Annotated in this window: 16 protein-coding genes and 1 tRNA gene; 12 read left to right on the forward strand and 5 right to left on the reverse strand. The window is 66.8% G+C overall.

Translation table 11 applies throughout. From position 1 onward, the window contains the following. Positions 1 to 91 precede the first annotated feature (91 nt). From KW836_RS22700 to KW836_RS22755, 12 genes are all read left to right on the forward strand, one after another. Positions 92 to 583: a MarR family winged helix-turn-helix transcriptional regulator gene (locus KW836_RS22700; protein WP_218344846.1), complete on the forward strand. Its 492-nt coding sequence runs from the start codon at positions 92 to 94 to the stop codon at positions 581 to 583. Between the two features lie 177 nt (positions 584 to 760). Beyond that, complete coding sequence (locus KW836_RS22705) at positions 761 to 1,897, forward strand: FAD-binding oxidoreductase (protein ID WP_218344847.1); 1,137 nt, start codon at positions 761 to 763, stop codon at positions 1,895 to 1,897. Between the two features lie 28 nt (positions 1,898 to 1,925). Next, entirely contained in the window at positions 1,926 to 2,324 is a 399-nt protein-coding gene (locus KW836_RS22710; protein WP_175123074.1) for a RidA family protein, read from the forward strand. Between the two features lie 118 nt (positions 2,325 to 2,442). Continuing rightward, a complete protein-coding gene (locus tag KW836_RS22715; protein WP_218344848.1) occupies positions 2,443 to 3,888 on the forward strand; it encodes a M81 family metallopeptidase in 1,446 nt (481 codons plus the stop codon). Positions 3,889 to 3,967: 79 nt separating this feature from the next. Continuing rightward, the gene (locus KW836_RS22720; protein ID WP_218344849.1) at positions 3,968 to 5,539 is read left to right on the forward strand and encodes an ABC transporter substrate-binding protein; all 1,572 of its coding nucleotides are present in this window, start codon (positions 3,968 to 3,970) and stop codon (positions 5,537 to 5,539) included. A 52-nt stretch (positions 5,540 to 5,591) separates the two neighbouring features. Then, a complete protein-coding gene (locus tag KW836_RS22725; RefSeq protein WP_175123077.1) occupies positions 5,592 to 6,527 on the forward strand; it encodes an ABC transporter permease in 936 nt (311 codons plus the stop codon). A gap of 13 nt (positions 6,528 to 6,540) precedes the next feature. Continuing rightward, complete coding sequence (locus tag KW836_RS22730; RefSeq protein WP_218344850.1) at positions 6,541 to 7,416, forward strand: ABC transporter permease; 876 nt, start codon at positions 6,541 to 6,543, stop codon at positions 7,414 to 7,416. A gap of 8 nt (positions 7,417 to 7,424) precedes the next feature. Further along, complete coding sequence (locus tag KW836_RS22735; RefSeq protein ID WP_218344851.1) at positions 7,425 to 8,432, forward strand: ABC transporter ATP-binding protein; 1,008 nt, start codon at positions 7,425 to 7,427, stop codon at positions 8,430 to 8,432. Positions 8,433 to 8,449: 17 nt separating this feature from the next. After that, positions 8,450 to 9,448 carry an ABC transporter ATP-binding protein gene (locus tag KW836_RS22740; protein WP_218344852.1) on the forward strand — a complete coding sequence of 333 codons (999 nt, stop codon included), beginning with the start codon at positions 8,450 to 8,452 and terminating at the stop codon, positions 9,446 to 9,448. Positions 9,449 to 9,502: 54 nt separating this feature from the next. After that, on the forward strand, positions 9,503 to 10,999 hold the full coding sequence (locus KW836_RS22745) for an amidohydrolase family protein (protein ID WP_218344853.1): 1,497 nt from the start codon (positions 9,503 to 9,505) through the stop codon (positions 10,997 to 10,999). After that, positions 10,996 to 11,922 carry an N-carbamoyl-D-amino-acid hydrolase gene (locus KW836_RS22750; protein ID WP_218344854.1) on the forward strand — a complete coding sequence of 309 codons (927 nt, stop codon included), beginning with the start codon at positions 10,996 to 10,998 and terminating at the stop codon, positions 11,920 to 11,922. Before KW836_RS22745 ends, KW836_RS22750 begins: the two co-directional genes overlap by 4 nt. A gap of 86 nt (positions 11,923 to 12,008) precedes the next feature. Further along, a complete protein-coding gene (locus KW836_RS22755; RefSeq protein WP_191576859.1) occupies positions 12,009 to 12,638 on the forward strand; it encodes a helix-turn-helix domain-containing protein in 630 nt (209 codons plus the stop codon). Between the two features lie 13 nt (positions 12,639 to 12,651). Here KW836_RS22755 and KW836_RS22760 read toward each other — a convergent pair whose 3' ends face one another. From KW836_RS22760 to secG, 5 genes are all read right to left on the reverse strand, one after another. Beyond that, on the reverse strand, positions 12,652 to 13,398 hold the full coding sequence (locus KW836_RS22760; RefSeq protein ID WP_246282848.1) for a YrbL family protein: 747 nt from the start codon (positions 13,396 to 13,398) through the stop codon (positions 12,652 to 12,654). A 446-nt stretch (positions 13,399 to 13,844) separates the two neighbouring features. After that, positions 13,845 to 13,929 (reverse strand) — tRNA-Leu (locus KW836_RS22765). A gap of 127 nt (positions 13,930 to 14,056) precedes the next feature. Further along, positions 14,057 to 15,445 (reverse strand): VOC family protein, encoded by a 1,389-nt coding sequence (locus tag KW836_RS22770; protein WP_218344855.1) that lies wholly within the window; start codon positions 15,443 to 15,445, stop codon positions 14,057 to 14,059. 81 nt (positions 15,446 to 15,526) lie between these two features. After that, the gene (locus KW836_RS22775; RefSeq protein ID WP_218344856.1) at positions 15,527 to 16,468 is read right to left on the reverse strand and encodes a LysR substrate-binding domain-containing protein; all 942 of its coding nucleotides are present in this window, start codon (positions 16,466 to 16,468) and stop codon (positions 15,527 to 15,529) included. Between the two features lie 77 nt (positions 16,469 to 16,545). Further along, positions 16,546 to 17,028 carry a preprotein translocase subunit SecG gene (gene secG, locus KW836_RS22780; protein WP_218344857.1) on the reverse strand — a complete coding sequence of 161 codons (483 nt, stop codon included), beginning with the start codon at positions 17,026 to 17,028 and terminating at the stop codon, positions 16,546 to 16,548. Between the last annotated feature and the right edge of the window lie 3 nt (positions 17,029 to 17,031).

Consider the following 17,031-nt stretch of genomic DNA (forward strand, 5'->3'; position numbering starts at 1 on the left):
CCGCGTTTCGCACGAGGGATTTCCCGCAATCCGGTGGCGCGGCGGCGACGCGTGCATTAGTGTTGAGGCCCCGTTTCACGATCCGCCCCCGATGTCCAAAGCCTCCGTCCCACGCCCTCGCCGCCCTGCTGCCCGCGGCGAACACTTCGATCCGCATGTGCCCGGCATTCAGTACGGCGCGCTGGACGATCTGGTGGGCTACGCCATCCGCCGCGCGCAGATCCTGATCTACGAGGACTTCCTGGCCGCGCTGGCGCCGTGGGACATCACGCCGCAGCGTTATTCGGCACTGACGCTGATCGCCGCCAATGAAAACCTCAAGCTCACCGACCTGGCGCGCATCCTGGGCATTGCGCGCTCGGGCGCGGTGCAGATCGTCAACCAGTTGCAGGACCTGGGCTACGTGGAGCGCCAGGAAGCCGAACGCGACCGGCGCGCCTACGCGCTGGCCATGACGCCGGCCGGCCACACCGCGCTGGCCGCCATCACCGAGGCCGTGCAGGCGCACGACGCGCGTATCAGCGGCAAGCTGGGCGCGGCGGATCGGCGAAAACTGATCGGGCTGCTGGGCAAGCTGGGGTAGCGCGGCCCGCCGTCGCGCACCCATGGACAGGTAGCGCGGCTTCCCTCTCCGCGCAAGGCTGCGCCGCATCGTGCGCGCCTTTTGCGCCCATGCGGGCATTCCCCTATTACTCCAGCCGCGTCAAAAAACTATCGTATTCGAGAATTATCAAATAAGAGAATTCTCGCTTCCGACAAAATGACTGCTGAAACCCTATACGACTTTGCCGTGGTCGGCGCCGGGATCGCCGGCGCCTCCGTGGCCTACCGCCTCAGCGCCTCGGCGTCCGTGGCAGTGCTGGAACGCGAGTCCCAACCCGGTTATCACTCCACCGGCCGCTCCGCAGCCATGTTCATGGAGACCTACGGCACCACGCAGATCAAGGCGCTTACGCGCGCCAGCCGCGCGTTCTACGAACATCCGCCCGAAGGCTTCTGCGAGCATCCGCTGCTTAGCCCGCGCGGCGTGCTGTACATCGCAACGCCGGACCAGAAGGATCTGCTGCAGGAAGTGTTCGATGACTTCCACCGCCAGTCACCCAACGTCACGCTGATCGACGCCGCGCAAGCGGTGGCCCGCGTGTCCTGCCTGCGCGAAGACCAGCTCTGCGGCGCGATCGAGGAACCGGACGCGCGCGACATCGACGTGCATGCCCTGCATCAGGGCTTTCTGCGCGGCATGAGCCGCCAAGGCGCGGTGCTGCACAACAATGCCGAATTGACCGGCGCCGCGTTCGAGAATGAGGTCTGGACGCTGACCCTGGCCGACGGGCGCCAGATCCGAGCGCGCGCCGTCGTCAACGCCGCGGGCGCGTGGGCCGACCACACGGCAACGCTGTGCGGAGCCGCCCCCGTCGGCCTGCAACCCTGCCGCCGCACCGCCTTCACCTTCAGCGGTCCGGACGACGTCGATTTCTCGCACTGGCCCGCCGTAGTCGGCGTGGACGAAAGCTATTACTTCAAGCCGGACGCCGGACAACTTCTGGGCTCGCCCGCCAATGCCGATCCGGTCGACGCGCACGACGTCGTGCCCGAAGAGCTGGATGTCGCAACCGGCATCTACCGCATCGAAACCGCCACGTCGCTGACCATCCGCCGCCCGAAGCACATCTGGGCCGGCCTGCGCTCGTTCGTGCGCGATGGTGATTTCGTGGTGGGCTGGGACGCGGCCACGCCGGCCTTCTTCTGGCTGGCCGCGCAAGGCGGCTACGGCATTCAGACCGCCGCCGCCACGTCCGAGCTTGCCGCCGCGCTGCTGACGCGCCAGCCCCTACCCGATCACCTCCACGCGCACGGCGTCAATGCCGACGCCGTGCGGCCCGAGCGCTTGCGCTGATCCAATCACCGATAACCGAGACCCCGACATGACCGCCATCACCCGATACCCCAGCAGCCTGCCCCTGCCCTTCTCGCGCGCCACTCAGGCGGGCGGCTTTTTGTTCCTGTCCGGGCAGATCCCGCTGGATGCCGACGGCCAGGTCGTGCGTGGCGATATCACCGCCCAGACGAATGCCGCCATCGAGCGCATCAAGGACACGCTCGCACTGGCCGGCGCCAGCCTGAAGGACGTGGTTCGCGTGACCGTGTGGTTGACCGATCTGGCGCTGTTCGCGCAGTTCAACGAGGCCTACCGCAGCCATTTCTCCTCCGATTTCCCCACGCGCTCCACCGTCGAGGCCAAGCTGGCCATGGACGTGGATGTCGAGATCGAAGTGCAGGCCTGGCTGGGCGACAGCCAGCCCAAGGGTCCCGCAGCCGCCTGACGCCGTATTCGTTCGATTGCATGACACCGCCAGGCCCACGCCTGGCGGGGCGACACCCCCCAGCGCGCGCCCCGATGCCCGCGCCCTCAAAGCCCCTCTCTAGCGCGGAGCGTCATTCATGAAGATCTTTTCCGGGTCCCTGGCGACCGAGACGAACACCTTCTCCCCCATTCCGACCGGCCTGGCTTCCTACCGGGCGCGCGGCTACTTCCCCGCCGGCCAGCATCCGGACCGCATGCAGATGTTTTCGGGTCCGCTGTGGGCCGCGCGCCAGCGCGCCGCGGGCAAGGACTGGACGCTGATCGAAGGCTTGACCGCAGGCGCGACGCCGGCCGGCATCACCACCCGCCACGCCTACGAGACGCTGCGCGATGAGCTGCTGGACGACCTGCGCCGCGCGGGCAAGGTGGATATCGCACTCTTCGGCCTGCATGGCGCGATGGTCGCCGACGGCTACGACGACTGCGAAGGCGACCTGCTGCGCCGCGCGCGGGAGATCGTCGGCCCGGACGCTGTGATCGGCGCCGAACTCGATCCGCACTGCCACCTGACGGACGCGATGGTCGAGAGCGCCGACTTCCTGGTCTGTTTCAAGGAATACCCGCACACCGACATCCTGGAACGTGCGTTCGACCTGGTCGACCTGTGCGTGGCGCGCGCCGAGGGCCGCATCAACCCCACGCGTGCGGTCTACGACTGCGAAATGATCTCCATCATGCACACCAGCCGCGAGCCGATGCGCAGCTTCGTGGACCGCCTGCTCGCGATGGAAGGCAAGGAAGGCGTGCTGTCCGTGTCCATCGCGCACGGCTTCCCGTGGGGCGACACGCCGGACATGGGTTCGAAGGTGCTGGTCTATACCGACGGCGACGCCGCGCAGGCCGAGGCGCTGGCGCGCACGCTGGGCGAGGAGATCATCGGTTTCCGCGATCAGCTGGCGCCGCCCTACCCCGGCGCGGACGAAGCGCTGGACCAGGCGCTGGCGCACAAGGAATTCCCGGTGGTGCTGGCCGATTCGGCCGACAACGCCGGCGGCGGCGCGCCCAGCGATGCCACCTTCATCCTGGAACGCGTGCTGGCGCGCGGCATCACCGATGTCGCCACCGGCCCGTTCTGGGATCCGGTTGCCGTGCAACTGTGCTTCGAGGCCGGCGAAGGCGCGCAGATCAAGCTGCGCGTGGGCGGCAAGGTGGCGCCGGTGTCCGGCCAGCCGCTGGACCTGGACTGCGAGATCCTGGCGCTCAAGCGCGACGCCGTCATGACTGGTCTGGCCGGCACGCCCGCGCTGCTGGGCGACGTGGCCGTCGTGCGCACCGGCGGCGTCACCCTCGTCATGACCACCTCGCGCACCCAGGCCATGGGCACCGACCTGTTCACGCAGTTCGGCGTGGACCTGGCCGCGATGAAACTCATCATCGTGAAGTCTTCGCAGCATTTCTATGCCTCGTATTCGAAGGTCGGCCGCCACGTCATCTACGTCGAAACGCCCGGCGCCATCACGAATGACCTCAACACGCTGCCGTTCGTGAAGCGCAAATTGCCCAAGTGGCCCTTCAAGGCCTGACATCAAGGCTCGGCACCAAGACCAAGCCGCCCACCATAGCCGCCCTGCCCGGGCACTCAGAACCAACAAGGGGAAATCCATGATCAGACGTTTCAGCCTGCTGGGAGCCGCCGCGCTCCTGGCCATGAGCGCCGCGACCGGTGCACTCGCCCAGACCAAGACGCTGCGCCTCGTGCCGCACGCCGACCTGAAGACGCTGGACCCGCTTTTCAACACCGCCTACATCACGCGCAACCACGGCTACATGGTGTTCGACACCCTGTTCGCGCAGGACAGCAAGGGCCAGGTCAAGCCGCAAATGGTGGACACCTGGACCACGTCCGAAGACGGCAAGACCTGGACCTTCACCCTGCGTCCCGGTCTGAAGTTCAACGACGGCACGCCGGTGACGGCCGAGGACTGCATTGCGTCGATCCAGCGCTGGGCAAAGAAGGACACGCTGGGCCAGGCCATGATGGCGGCCGGCGCAGAATTTGCCGCCACCAACGAAAACACATTCACGCTGACGCTGAAAGAGCCCTTCGGCCTGGTGCTGGACGCGCTGTCCAAGCCCTCGGGCATGCCGCCCTTCATCATGCCCAAGCGGCTGGCCGCCACTGATCCGAACACCCAGGTCACCGAGATGGTCGGCTCGGGCCCGTTCCTCTTCAAGCGCGATGAATGGGTGCCCGGCAACAAGGTCGTGTACGTCAAGAACCCGGCTTACGTGCCGCGCTCCGAAGCGCCTGACGGCCTGGCGGGCGGCAAGAACGTGAAGGTGGACCGCGTGGAATGGGTCTACATCCCCGACGGCAACACCTCGACGGCCGCGCTGATGAACGGCGAGGTCGACATGGTCGAACAGGTCACGCCCGACTTCCTGCCGGTGCTGGAATCCAACCCGGACATCACGCTGAGCACGTCGGTGGCCTCGCAAGGCATGGTGATCCTGAATTCGCTGCATCCGCCATTCAACAACCCGCTCGCGCGCCAGGCGGTGTACTACCTGGTCAGCCAGAAGGAAATGCTGACCGCGATGGGCTACCCGGACAAGTACCGCGTGGACTACTGCGCCACCATGTACATCTGCGGTTCGCCCCTGGCCACGGACGCGGGCGCCGCGCCCTACGCCAAGACCGATCCCGCACGCGCCAAGCAACTGCTGCAGGAAGCCGGCTACAAGGGCGAGAAGGTGGTGCTGCTGTACCCGACTGATCACCTGAGCGCCCCCGCCGTCATGGTGCTGGCGCAGAACCTGAAGAAGGCCGGCGTGAACGTGGACGTGCAGTCGATGGACTGGGCCTCGCTGGCCGGCCGCCGCCTGAAGAAGGATCCGCCCGCCCAGGGCGGCTGGAACATCTTCCTGACCTGGGGCGGCTACTTCGACGCCAGCACGCCGGTGACCAACCCGTGGCTGTCCGCCGCCTGCGGCAACAGCCTGCCCGGTTGGCCGTGCGACAAGGAACTGGACACGCTGCGCACCAGCTGGATCCGCGAAACGGACGCCGCCAAGCGCAAGGACATCGCGGCGCAGATCCAGGCGCGCGCCTACCAGACCGTGCCTTACGTGATGTGGGGCGAATTCAAGCCTGTCTTCGCGGTGCGCGGCTTGAAGCAGACCGATCTGATCAAGTCCGGCATTCCGGTGATGTGGAACATCGAGAAACCGTAAGGCAGACGCCGGGCGCCGCGCGCGCCCGGCCGCAAGCCGGGGGGAATCCAGCGTGAAATTCATCCTGCGCCGCATCGCGGCCGTCATACCCGTCATGGCCGTCGTGGCCGTCGTGGTGTTCCTGCTGATACACCTGTCGCCGGGCGATCCCGCGGCGGTCATCGCAGGCGACAACGCTACCGCCGACGACGTCGAAAAAATCCGGCAGAACCTGGGGCTGGACAAGCCGCTCCTGCAGCAGTTCGTCATCTGGATCAGCCATATCGCCGTGGGCGACCTGGGCACCTCGATGTCCACGCAGATGCCCGTGTCGCAGCTCATCGCGCAGCGCATGGGCCCCACGATCTCGATCGCGCTTTTCACGATGCTGTTTGCCGTGCTGGCCGCGATTCCGCTGGGCGTGCTGGCCGCGTGGAACGCCGGCAAGTGGCTGGACAGGCTGGTCATGGTGGGCGCGGTCTGTGCGTTCTCGGTGCCGGTGTTCCTGATCGGCTATAGCCTGGTGTACGGCTTTTCCATCAAGCTCGGCTGGCTGCCAGTCCAGGGCTACAAACCGCTGGCCGATGGCCTTGTGCCTTACCTGCGCCACCTGGTGCTGCCCTGTCTGTCGCTGGGCCTGGTCTACATGGCCCTGCTCACGCGGATGACCCGCGCCACCATGCTGGAAGCCCTGTCCGAAGACTACATCCGGACCGCGCGCGCCAAGGGCCTGTCGTCCGGCCCCATCGTCTGGCATGCGCTGAAGAACGCCGCCAATCCCATCGTCACCACCATCGGCGTGGGCGTGGCGCTCCTGATCGGCGGCGTGGTCGTAACGGAAACCGTGTTTGCGATCCCCGGCCTGGGCCGCCTGACCATCGACGCCGTGCTGCGCCACGACTACCCGGTCATCCAGGGCGTGCTGCTGGTGGCCTCGGGCATCTACGTGCTGATCAACCTGCTGGTCGACCTGAGCTACCGGCTCTTCGATCCGCGCATCCGTTACTGAGAAGAGGCAACGCATGAACACGACCACCCTGCCGCTTCCCGCCGCGCGCCCGCGCCTGCGGCGCGCCTTCCGATCCGTGCGCCGCCATCCCATGCTGTATGCCGGCGGCGCCATCCTGCTGGTGCTGGCCGCCATCGCGCTGGCCGCGCCGTGGCTGGCCACCGTCGATCCGCAAGAGATCAATCCCATGGCGCGCATGAAGCCCCCATCGGCCGAGCATCTGTTCGGCACCGATGCGCTGGGCCGCGACGTCTATTCGCGCACCGTCTGGGGCGCGCGCATCTCGCTCTTGGTCGGCATCGTGGTGGCGGTCGTCTCCACCGTGGCCGGCGTGGTGCTGGGCATGATGGCGGGTTATTTCCGCCGCATCGACGCCGTCATCATGCGCATCATGGACGGCCTGATGGCCATCCCCGGCGTGCTGCTGGCGATTGCGCTGATGGCCACGCTAAAAGGGGGACTGGGCACCGTCATCATCGCCATCGTCGTGCCCGAAGTGCCGCGCGTCGTGCGCCTGGTGCGCGCGCTGGTCCTGACCATCCGCGAACAGCCGTACATCGAGGCCGCCGTCTCGGTCGGCACGCGCGTGCCGTCGATCCTGCTGCGCCACATCCTGCCCAACCTCTTCGCGCCGCTGATGGTGCAGGCCACGTTCATCGCGGCCTCGGCCATCCTGACCGAAGCGGTGCTCAGCTTCCTGGGCGTGGGCATCCCGCCGCACATTCCGAGCTGGGGCAACATCATGGCCGAAGGCCGCAACTTCGTGGCCGTGGCGTTCCACATCATCCTGTATCCGGGCCTCTTCCTGGGCGTGGCCGTGCTGGCCGTCAACCTGGTCGGCGACGGGCTGCGCGACATGCTCGATCCCCGTCTGGCCAAGAAGCTGTAGGAGCGCACATGCAAACCCAACCCGTCCTGCGCGTGCAAGACCTCACCACCTGTTTCGACGGCGACGACACCACCGTGCTGGCCGTCGACAAGCTCTCGTTCGACCTCCTGCCCGGCGAAACGCTGGGTCTGGTCGGCGAATCGGGCTGCGGCAAGAGCGTCACGTCCCTGTCCATCATGCGGCTCTTGCGCGCTCCCGGCCGCGTCGCGGGCGGCAGCATCGAATTCGACGGCCGCGACCTCCTGGCGCTGCCGGAAAAATCGATGCGCGCCATCCGCGGCAACCAGATCTCGATGATCTTCCAGGAGCCCATGACGTCGCTGAACCCCGTCATCACGGTGGGCAAGCAGATCAGTGAATCGCTCATGCTGCACCAGGGCCTGTCGCGCAAAGAGGCGCTGGTGCAGGCCGAGGCGTTGCTGGACCTGGTGCAGATCTCCGACCCCGCGCGCCGCGTGCGCGAGTATCCCTACCAGCTCTCGGGCGGCATGCGCCAGCGCGCCATGATCGCCATGGCGCTGGCCTGTCAGCCCAAGGTGCTGATCGCTGACGAACCCACCACGGCGCTGGACGTCACCATCCAGGCGCAGATCCTGCACCTGTTGCGAGACATCCAGGCGCGGCTTGGCACGGCCATCGTGCTGATCACGCACGACCTGGGCGTGGTCGCGCAGATGTGCCAACGCGTCATCGTCATGTATGCCGGCCGCAAGGTCGAGGAAGGCAGCGTGGACGACGTGCTGGACCGCCCGCAACATCCGTACACCCAGGCGCTGATCCGTTCGCTGCCCGACTTCGTCGACGGCCAGGACCACACTGCCCGGCTTGCCGAGCTGCCCGGCATCGTCCCGGTGCGCACACCCGCGTCGCGCGGCTGCGCCTTTGCCGCGCGTTGCCCCGAGGCCCTGCCGCGCTGCACCGAGGAAGCGCCGTCCGCCACCGACGCCGGCGCGCGCCACCGCGTCTGGTGCTGGGCGCGCCAGGACGCCCCCGCGCGCGCCGCCCTGACTGCCTGAGACGCATGAGACCCGCCATGAATCTGCACGACATTCCTCTCGCGTCTTCCGCGCCCGCGGCCACTGCGGTGCCCATGCTGGAAGTCATCGGCTTGAAAAAGCACTTTCCTGTGGACAGCGGGCGCGGCGCCAAGGTGCTGCGCGCCGTCGATGGCATCTCGCTATCGGTGCCGCGCGGCCAGACGCTCAGCCTGGTCGGCGAGTCCGGCTGCGGCAAATCCACGACAGGCAAGTGCCTGATCCGCCTGACCGATCCGACCGAAGGCCGCATCCTGCTGGAAGGCGAAGACCTCGCCAAGATGAACAGCAACCAGCTGCGCGCCATGCGCCGCCGCATGCAGTTCATTTTCCAGGACCCGTTTTCGTCGATGAACCCGCGAATGCGGGTGCGCGACATCATCGGCGAGCCGCTGCGCAACTTCGGACACGGCCGCGAGGCCATCCGCGAGCGCGTGGCGCAGCTGCTGGCGCGCGTCAGCCTGCGGCCCGATGCGGCCGACAAGTATCCGCACGAATTCTCGGGCGGCCAGCGCCAGCGCATAGTGATCGCGCGCGCCCTGGCGCTGGACCCTGGCCTCATCGTCTGCGACGAGCCGGTGTCAGCGCTGGACGTGTCGGTGCAGGCGCAGGTCATCAACCTGCTGATGGACCTGCAGCGCGACCTGGGCCTGACCTACGTGTTCATCTCGCACGATCTGAGCGTCGTGCGCCACATCAGCCACCGCGTGGCCGTGATGTACCTGGGCAAGATCGTCGAGATCGGCACGCGCGACGCGATCTTTGACCGCCCGGCGCATCCGTACACGCGCGCGCTGCTGGCCGCCGTGCCGTCCGCGCGCCAGGGAGAGCGCAATCCGGTCGAGGTCCTGAAGGGGGAAATCCCCAGCCCGCTGTCGCCTCCATCCGGCTGCGCGTTCCGCACGCGCTGTCCGATGGCGCAGCCGCGCTGCGCCGAAGAAACGCCCCAGCCCCGCCAGGTCGCCGCCGAACAGCAGGTCGCCTGCCACTTTGCCTGATCCCCGCATTGCCTTATTGCCCCATTGCCTGATCCCATTCAGCCGGAGAACCGCATGTCCCAGCCTGACGCCACCCCGTTTGACTACATCCTCGCCGGCGGCACCGTCATCGACGGCACCAACGCCCCCGGCCAGCGCGCCGACGTGGGCGTGCGCGGCGACCGCATCGCCGCCGTGGGCGACCTGTCCGGCTGCGCCGCGCAACGCCGCATCGACGTGACGGGCAAAGTGGTGGCGCCCGGCTTCATCGACTCGCACACCCACGACGACAACTACCTGCTCAAGCGCCGCGACATGACGCCCAAGATCTCGCAGGGCGTCACCACCGTCGTCACGGGCAACTGCGGCATCAGCCTGGCGCCGCTGGCCCACGCCCACGCCAGCCCGCCCGCGCCGCTGGACCTGCTGGACGAAGGCGGCTCGTATCGCTTCGAACGTTTCTCCGATTACCTGGACGCGCTGCGCGCCACGCCCGCCGCCGTCAACGCCGCCTGCATGGTCGGCCACTCCACGCTGCGCGCGGCGGTCATGCCCGACCTGCAGCGCGCCGCCACGCCGGATGAAGTGCAGGCCATGCAGACGCTGGCCGACGACGCGCTGGCCAGCGGCGCCATCGGCATCTCCACCGGCACGTTCTACCCGCCAGCCGCCCAGGCCACCACCGAGGAAATCATCGAAGTCTGCCGCCCGCTCCAAACGCACGGCGGCATCTACGCCACCCACATGCGCGACGAGGGCGAACACATCGTCGAGGCGCTGGAAGAAACCTTCCGCATCGGCCGCGAACTGGACGTGCCGGTCGTGATCTCGCATCACAAGGTCATGGGCCAACCCAACTTCGGCCGCTCCGCCGAGACCCTGCCGCTGATCGAGGCCGCGATGGCCAAGCAGGACGTCTCGCTGGACGCCTATCCCTACGTGGCCGGTTCCACCATGCTCAAGCAGGACCGCGTGCTGCTGGCGGGCCGCACCATCATCACCTGGTGCAAGCCCTTTCCCGAACTCAGCGGCCGCGACCTGGACGAAATTGCCGCCGAACGCGGCAAGTCAAAATTCGACGTGGTGCCCGAGCTGCAACCGGCCGGCGCCATCTACTTCATGATGGACGAGCCCGACGTGCAGCGCATTTTGAAGTTCGGCCCCACCATGATCGGCTCGGACGGCCTGCCCCACGACGAGCGTCCGCATCCGCGCCTGTGGGGCACCTTTCCGCGCGTGCTGGGCCATTACTCCCGCGACCTGGGCCTCTTCCCGCTGGAAACCGCGGTCTGGAAAATGACCGGCCTGACCGCCGCCAAGTTCGGCCTGGCCGAACGCGGGCAGGTGCAGCCAGGCTACTTCGCCGACCTCGTGGTCTTCGATCCGGCCACGGTGGCCGACGCCGCCACCTTCGAACGCCCCACCGAACGCGCGGCCGGCATTCACTCGGTCTACGTGAACGGCGCGCCCGTGTGGGAGGAGCAGGCCTTCACCGGTCAGCACGCCGGCCGCGTCCTGGCGCGGAGCGCCGTTGGGAGCGCCGCTCCAGGCAACGCCGGGAGCGCCGCATGACCGCCCGCAAGCTCCACCTTGCCGTCGCGCAGCTGGGCCCCGTCCAGCGCAGCGACACCCGGGTCCAGGTCGTTCGCCGGCTGATCGACCTGCTGGAAGACGCCCACAGCCGCGGCGCGGCCTGGGTGACGTTTCCGGAGCTGGCGCTGACCACGTTCTTTCCGCGCTGGTCCATCGACGATCCGGCCGAGGTGCAGGCGTTCTTCGAAACCGAAATGCCGGGCCCCCTGACCCGCCCCCTGTTCGACGCGGCCCGCGACAAGGGCGTGGGCTTCTATCTGGGCTACGCCGAGCTGGCGGACGGCGTGCAGTACAACACCAGCATCCTGGTCGGGCGCGACGGGCAGATCGTGGGCAAGTACCGCAAGATCCATATCCCCGGCGACGCGCAAGCCGTCGACGGAGCGACCCTGCAGCACCTGGAGAAGAAGTACTTCGCGGTCGGCGACCTGGGGTTTCCCGTCTGGCAGACCCCGGACGCCGCCATCGGCATGTGCATCTGCAACGACCGGCGCTGGCCCGAGACGTTCCGCGTCATGGGACTGCAAGGCGTGGAGGTCGTCATGGCCGGGTACAACACGCCCTCCGGCTACGTGCAATGGAACGAGCCGATCCACCTGCGCATGCACCACCACTTGCTGTCGCTGCAGGCCGGCGCCTACCAGAACGCCTGCTGGGTGGCCGCCGCCGCCAAGGCCGGCGTCGAGGAAGGCAATCCCATGATCGGCGGATCCTGCATCGTCGCGCCCACCGGCGAAATCATGGTGCGCACGTTCTCCGAGGAGGACGAAGTCATCAACTTCGTCTGCGACCTGTCGGTGTCGGATCACTACCGCGCCAACATCTTCAACTTCGCCGCCCACCGCCGGCCCGAGCACTACCGGATGATCGTCGAACGCACCGGCGCCCAGCCCCCCGCCTGACCCGGCCCACCCCGTACAATCCGGCTACACGCGGCGGGGCTTGCGGGCCCTGCCCCTGCCCTCAACCCTATAAGCCAGACCGCTACATGGCCCCAACCGGCAACACATCCCCGCCCGAAATCGTGGGCAAGGAAGAAATGGGCGCCCGCCTGCGCGCCGAGCGCAAGGCCAGGAAGATGACCTTGCAGGCGCTGTCCAAGGCCAGCGGCATCGCGGTGTCGACGCTATCGAAGGCCGAACTCGGCCAGATCGCCCTCAGTTACGAAAAATTCGCCGCGCTGGCCCGCGCGCTCGACATCGACATGACGCGCATGTTCATGCTGCGCGACGCCGCGCAGGCCGCGGTCGCCCCCACCTTCGTCAAGAACCGGCTCAGCGACGCCCGCGACTACATCACCGAGAACTATCACTATCGCCTGCTGATGGGCGAATACCCCGGCAAGAAGATGCTGCCGATGGTCGCCATGATCGATTCGCGCAAGGTCGTGGAGTTTGAAGACTACATCCGCCATCCGGGCCAGGAGTTCGTCGTGGTCCTGTCGGGCAAGGTTCGCATCCAGTTCGAAAACGGCGACAGCGTCGTGCTGAACCGGCTGGAATCGGCGTACTTCGACAGCAGCATCGGCCACGTTTATCTGTCGCTGAGCAGAAAGCCGGCCGAGGTGCTGGCCGTGTGCAGCGATATGGAGGACGTGCCGGAGCGGTTGAAGGGCTGAGCGTCGAGAACGCCTAGCGCCGGCGTTCGCTAGCGGCCAGGAGCTTCTTGGTCATCGTGTCGTAACGGCGCAGAATGCGGCGGCCGTTCAGCGACTTGCTCCATGAATAGACGGGAATGAGCTGCTTGGAGCCGTACCCGTCCACCAGATAAAGCCCTTCGCGCCCTTCGGCATTGAAACCCACGACGATGTTGCTGGCGCTGACATCGTTGAACACCACATGCGCGTCGATCAGCGCCATGATGAATTCGTGCACGCGATAGCGCAGTTCCGGCGAGAACCCGTGCCGCGCCACGACTTCCTTCAGCGTGGGCGCCAGGTTGCCATGCGCATCGACGATGCGCTCGACCACCTGGCCCAAGCCCTTCGAGGTCAACACCAAACCGAAGATGCGCGCCATCAGCACATTGCCTCCCCGCGCGCCCTGCTGGGCCGTGGTGGCGATGTATTCGACGGCTTCCATGATGAACACGCGATGCGAGGCATCACGCCTGAAACGCTTGTACCAGGGACGTTTGCGGTCGGCCTGGCTGCGGCGCACGCCATTGACGATCTTGATCAGCAGCGAGTTGTCGGCCGGATGCAGATACACGTCCCGCTCGCTGCCCGCCGCGGCGATGTTCAGCGGTTTCAAATCCAGGATTTCGAACGGACTGGCCGATTCCGACGGGGCGAGCGCCCGCCGCGGAATGACTTGCAGGCCCTTCCAGGGTGTCGTCTTCGGATGGGCGGTCTTTTGCCGGACCGACACGTTCAGCACGGACGCGGCCTCGGCAAATGCCGGAAAGCCCCGGCATGAGGATGCGGTCGGTCATGCCGATGTCGGCTCGGGGATTCGAAGGTGCAGGAAAGCATTGAAGAATTTTGCGCAATCTCGGGGCACGAGCGACAGATTGCAATGTTGGCTTGATAGTTGGCTTGCGACATGTTAGTCGCGAGGCGGCGACGGCACAAGCGCAGCGGCAATACGCGACCGGATGGGGTTTCCCCTGAGATGGCGCGGTTCACGGGGGATCCGAGGCCCTTCTGTCCTTTGTTCCGGTATCTGGAAATCTGTTTTCCAGCGGATCCGGGGATAGCCACAGTTGGCTTGCGGACCCACCATGGAAGGGACCAGTTGGCTTGCGGCCCCCCCACCGAAGGGACCGACAAACAAAAACCCGCATCCTCCAAAAGAGAAATGCGGGTTCATTGCGAGGAATTTCTTGGTGCCGACGGCGAGACTCGAACTCGCACAGCTTTCGCCACTACCCCCTCAAGATAGCGTGTCTACCAATTTCACCACGTCGGCTTGACCAACCCAACAAGGCGAACCCTGCTGGAAAGTCGAGCATTCTATCACGTAATTTGGAAAGCGGGAAAGCCGTCCCGCTTTATCTGCAAGGCGCCGGGTTGCGGCCCATTCAGCCCGGACAACTTCAGGCCGCCACCGCCTCCACGCCCAGCGCCTGCAGGCACGCCGCGAGCGATCGCGCCTGCGTGGCGTCGTACAGCGCCAGTTCGTCCATCACCGGCGCGCCGAGCGCCGCTTCAAACGCGGCCTGGCTGGCGTTTTGCGCGTATTCGGCCTGCGCCTTGTCGCCCAGGTTCGACTGAAAGATGCCGGCTGCGCTGACCGGCAGGAAGTCTTCGTACACCAGCGGTTCAAACTGGATGTAGCCCGCATCGATCAGGGCGGACAGATCCGAGGTTTCCGGCGTGCCAGGCTTGCCGGTCAGGAAATAGCGGAAGTACGCCAGCCCCTGGTCGTGCAGCGCCGCGTAATCGTCCGGAAACGCCGCAAAACAATCCTGCAGGTTCTGCATGTAGGCCGCCGCATTGCCCTCGTTGGGCGCACCGCTGATGCGACTGCGGGCCAGGTCCAGCAGTTGGTCGTACAGCGCGCGGCCCTTGCGGGTCAGCGCCACGCCGCGCTGCTCGATCTCGCCGAAACGGGCGGTGTGGCTGCCCACCGCGCTGGAGCCATCCGCGCCGGCGAAGCGCACCGGTTCCTCCAGCGCCTTGAAGCTGGTCTGGCGCAGCAGGATCGGGCACTTTCGCGGCGGCGGGCCTTCGATGACGGCCTTGGCCGACACGCCGCGGCGCGGCATCTCGGCCTGCGCTTCGTCGATGTCCAGCGTGCGCGGGGTCAGGTGGTTGATGTGCGGCCCCTTGAATGCCACCACGTCGGCGATCAGGCGATGCTGGCCATGCAATTCGCGGTAGTCGGCCAGGCTGACCGTGGACTCGCTGTGCCAGCGGAACGTGTGCAGCGCCTCGGCCACGAATTCCCGGGCGTCGGCCTCATTCAGGCCGCCTTGCGCCTCACAGCTGGCGGTCAGCGCCAGAACGCGGTCCGTGAAGATCTGCCGGGCGGCCAGGATGCGGGCGGCCTTTTCGCGCAGGGCCACGTCGTCGATCAGCTCCAGGCGCAGCAGCGAGGTGAAGACGCGGAACGGGCTGGCCTGCAGGGCCGCTTCATGCGTGGCGCGGAAAGCCGTCGAATGCACCGGCACGCCGGCGGGCGACAGGTCGTAGTAGCCGACGGGCAGCATGCCCATCACGGCAAACACGCGGCGCATGTTGGCCAGTTCTTCCGGCGTACCGACGCGGATGGCGCCATGGCGCTCGATGTCCAGGCGCTCGATCTCGCCGGTGCGCGCCAGATGCGCGGCTAGTTCCGGCTGCTCGTCCATCGTCCGGGCGTTCACCTGCGCCACCAGGTCCAGCAGCGTGTCGTACAGCGGGACTTCCTGCTTGTACATGTCGGACATGGCGCGCGAAAACCAGGCGCGGATCTGATCGGGATTGACGTAGTTCTGACTCATGACGGGCTCGGCACATCGGTGGAAAAGGATGGCCCGCATGTAATCACGCCGCCCCGCGCCAATCAAATGAAAAAATTCGGCCTAATCAGTCCGTTTTTTCATGGACCGGGCGCGCGGCGCGCCCCGGCCGTCCGGCTGGCGAGCTTCGTCCCGCACCCATGCCACGAACTGCTTGATCTTCGGCACCTCGGCCGAGTGCTCGGAATACGCCACGAAGTACGCGCCATCGCTGGGCTGCACGTAATCCCAGGGAATGACCAGCTTGCCGGCCTGCAGTTCTTCTTCGGCCAGAAGGCGCGGCGTGAGCGCGATGCCGCACCCCCCCTCGGCCGCGCGCACGCACATGTAGAAGGTGTCAAAGCGCGGTCCGAGATAGCTGCGGTCGGACTGGAATTGCTGATGGGAAAAGTAGTCGTGCCAAGCCTCCGGGCGGGAGGCGCACTGGATCAGCGTCTGCCGGCTCAGGTCGGCAAGGCTGGCCAGCTTGCCCCCGTGCAGGATGGCGGGCGAGCACACCGGCACGACGTCAGCCTCGAAGAGTTCCACGCACTGTGCGCCGGGCAGCGCGCCATGGCCGAAGAAAAGCGATATGTCGATCTTGGCCTGCATCAGATCGAACGGATGGGTTTCGCTGCGCACCTTCAACTGGATTTCCGGATGCGCAGCCATGAAGCGCTGCAGGCGCGGGATCAGCCAGCGCGACCCGAAGGTGGGCTGAGTGCCGATGGTGAGCACCTGAGTCTCGCTGCCATAGGTCAGGATGTCGCGCGATGCCACGTCGATCTGATTCAGGATTGCCCTGACCTCGGACTGGTACAGCGCGCCCGCGGGCGTCAGTTGCAGCCGGCGGCGCACGCGCAGGAACAGCGGGTTGCGCAGCAGGGCCTCCAGTTGCGAGATCTGCTTGCTGATCGCGCTCTGCGTCATGTGCAGTTCCTCGGCCGCGCGCGTGAAGCTCATGTGCCGCGCCACCGCCTCGAAACACTGCAGCGCCATCATCGACGGCATCAATCGCTTTTCCATGGCTTTTCCAGGCAGGTCGCTTCAATGCGGCAAGCATAAAAAAAGCCGGCTTACGCCGGCCTTTCTGCTGCTGCGCCTTACTTTGCCGGGGCGGCGGGCGCGGCCGCCGGCTTTTCGCCAGCCGGGGCGGCCGGGGCAGCCGGAGCCGTCGGCACGGAGGCGTCGGGCTGGGCGGGCGCCGGCGTGGCGGGCACGGACGATGCGCCCGGGACGGACGATGCGCCCGGCGTGGCCGGCACCGAGGAACCCGGCGCTTGCGGGACCGAACGGTCGGCCGGGAAGCTTTGCATCACGCCGGAATCCACAGCGGGGCCAGCGGTGCCCTTGTGGCTGAAGTAGGCCAGACCAGCGGTGGAGGCAAAGAACACGACCGCGGCCCACTTGGTGGCGCGCGACAGGAAGTTGGCCGCACCGGTGGCGCCGAACAGGCTGCCCGACGAGCCGCTACCGAAAGCGGAGCCCATGTCGGCGCCTTTGCCCTGCTGAAGCAGGACCAGGACGATGATAGCCAGCGCCGAGATCACTTGGACGGCCAGCAGAATTTTGAGCATCAGGGGCATTAC

This window comes from Achromobacter sp. ACM05 (assembly GCF_019218915.1).
Classification (GTDB): Bacteria; Pseudomonadota; Gammaproteobacteria; order Burkholderiales; family Burkholderiaceae_B; genus Achromobacter; species Achromobacter animicus.

Coding starts and splice junctions, on each gene's coding strand:
- KW836_RS22735 (WP_218344851.1), top strand. CDS start 7,425: ATGCAAACCCAACCCGTCCTGCGCGTGCAAGACCTCACCACCTGTTTC.
- KW836_RS22750 (WP_218344854.1), top strand. CDS start 10,996: ATGACCGCCCGCAAGCTCCACCTTGCCGTCGCGCAGCTGGGCCCCGTC.
- KW836_RS22705 (WP_218344847.1), top strand. CDS start 761: ATGACTGCTGAAACCCTATACGACTTTGCCGTGGTCGGCGCCGGGATC.
- KW836_RS22730 (WP_218344850.1), top strand. CDS start 6,541: ATGAACACGACCACCCTGCCGCTTCCCGCCGCGCGCCCGCGCCTGCGG.
- KW836_RS22720 (WP_218344849.1), top strand. CDS start 3,968: ATGATCAGACGTTTCAGCCTGCTGGGAGCCGCCGCGCTCCTGGCCATG.
- KW836_RS22710 (WP_175123074.1), top strand. CDS start 1,926: ATGACCGCCATCACCCGATACCCCAGCAGCCTGCCCCTGCCCTTCTCG.
- KW836_RS22770 (WP_218344855.1), bottom strand. CDS start 15,445: ATGAGTCAGAACTACGTCAATCCCGATCAGATCCGCGCCTGGTTTTCG.
- KW836_RS22775 (WP_218344856.1), bottom strand. CDS start 16,468: ATGGAAAAGCGATTGATGCCGTCGATGATGGCGCTGCAGTGTTTCGAG.
- KW836_RS22700 (WP_218344846.1), top strand. CDS start 92: ATGTCCAAAGCCTCCGTCCCACGCCCTCGCCGCCCTGCTGCCCGCGGC.
- KW836_RS22715 (WP_218344848.1), top strand. CDS start 2,443: ATGAAGATCTTTTCCGGGTCCCTGGCGACCGAGACGAACACCTTCTCC.
- KW836_RS22740 (WP_218344852.1), top strand. CDS start 8,450: ATGAATCTGCACGACATTCCTCTCGCGTCTTCCGCGCCCGCGGCCACT.
- secG (WP_218344857.1), bottom strand. CDS start 17,028: ATGCCCCTGATGCTCAAAATTCTGCTGGCCGTCCAAGTGATCTCGGCG.
- KW836_RS22755 (WP_191576859.1), top strand. CDS start 12,009: ATGGCCCCAACCGGCAACACATCCCCGCCCGAAATCGTGGGCAAGGAA.
- KW836_RS22745 (WP_218344853.1), top strand. CDS start 9,503: ATGTCCCAGCCTGACGCCACCCCGTTTGACTACATCCTCGCCGGCGGC.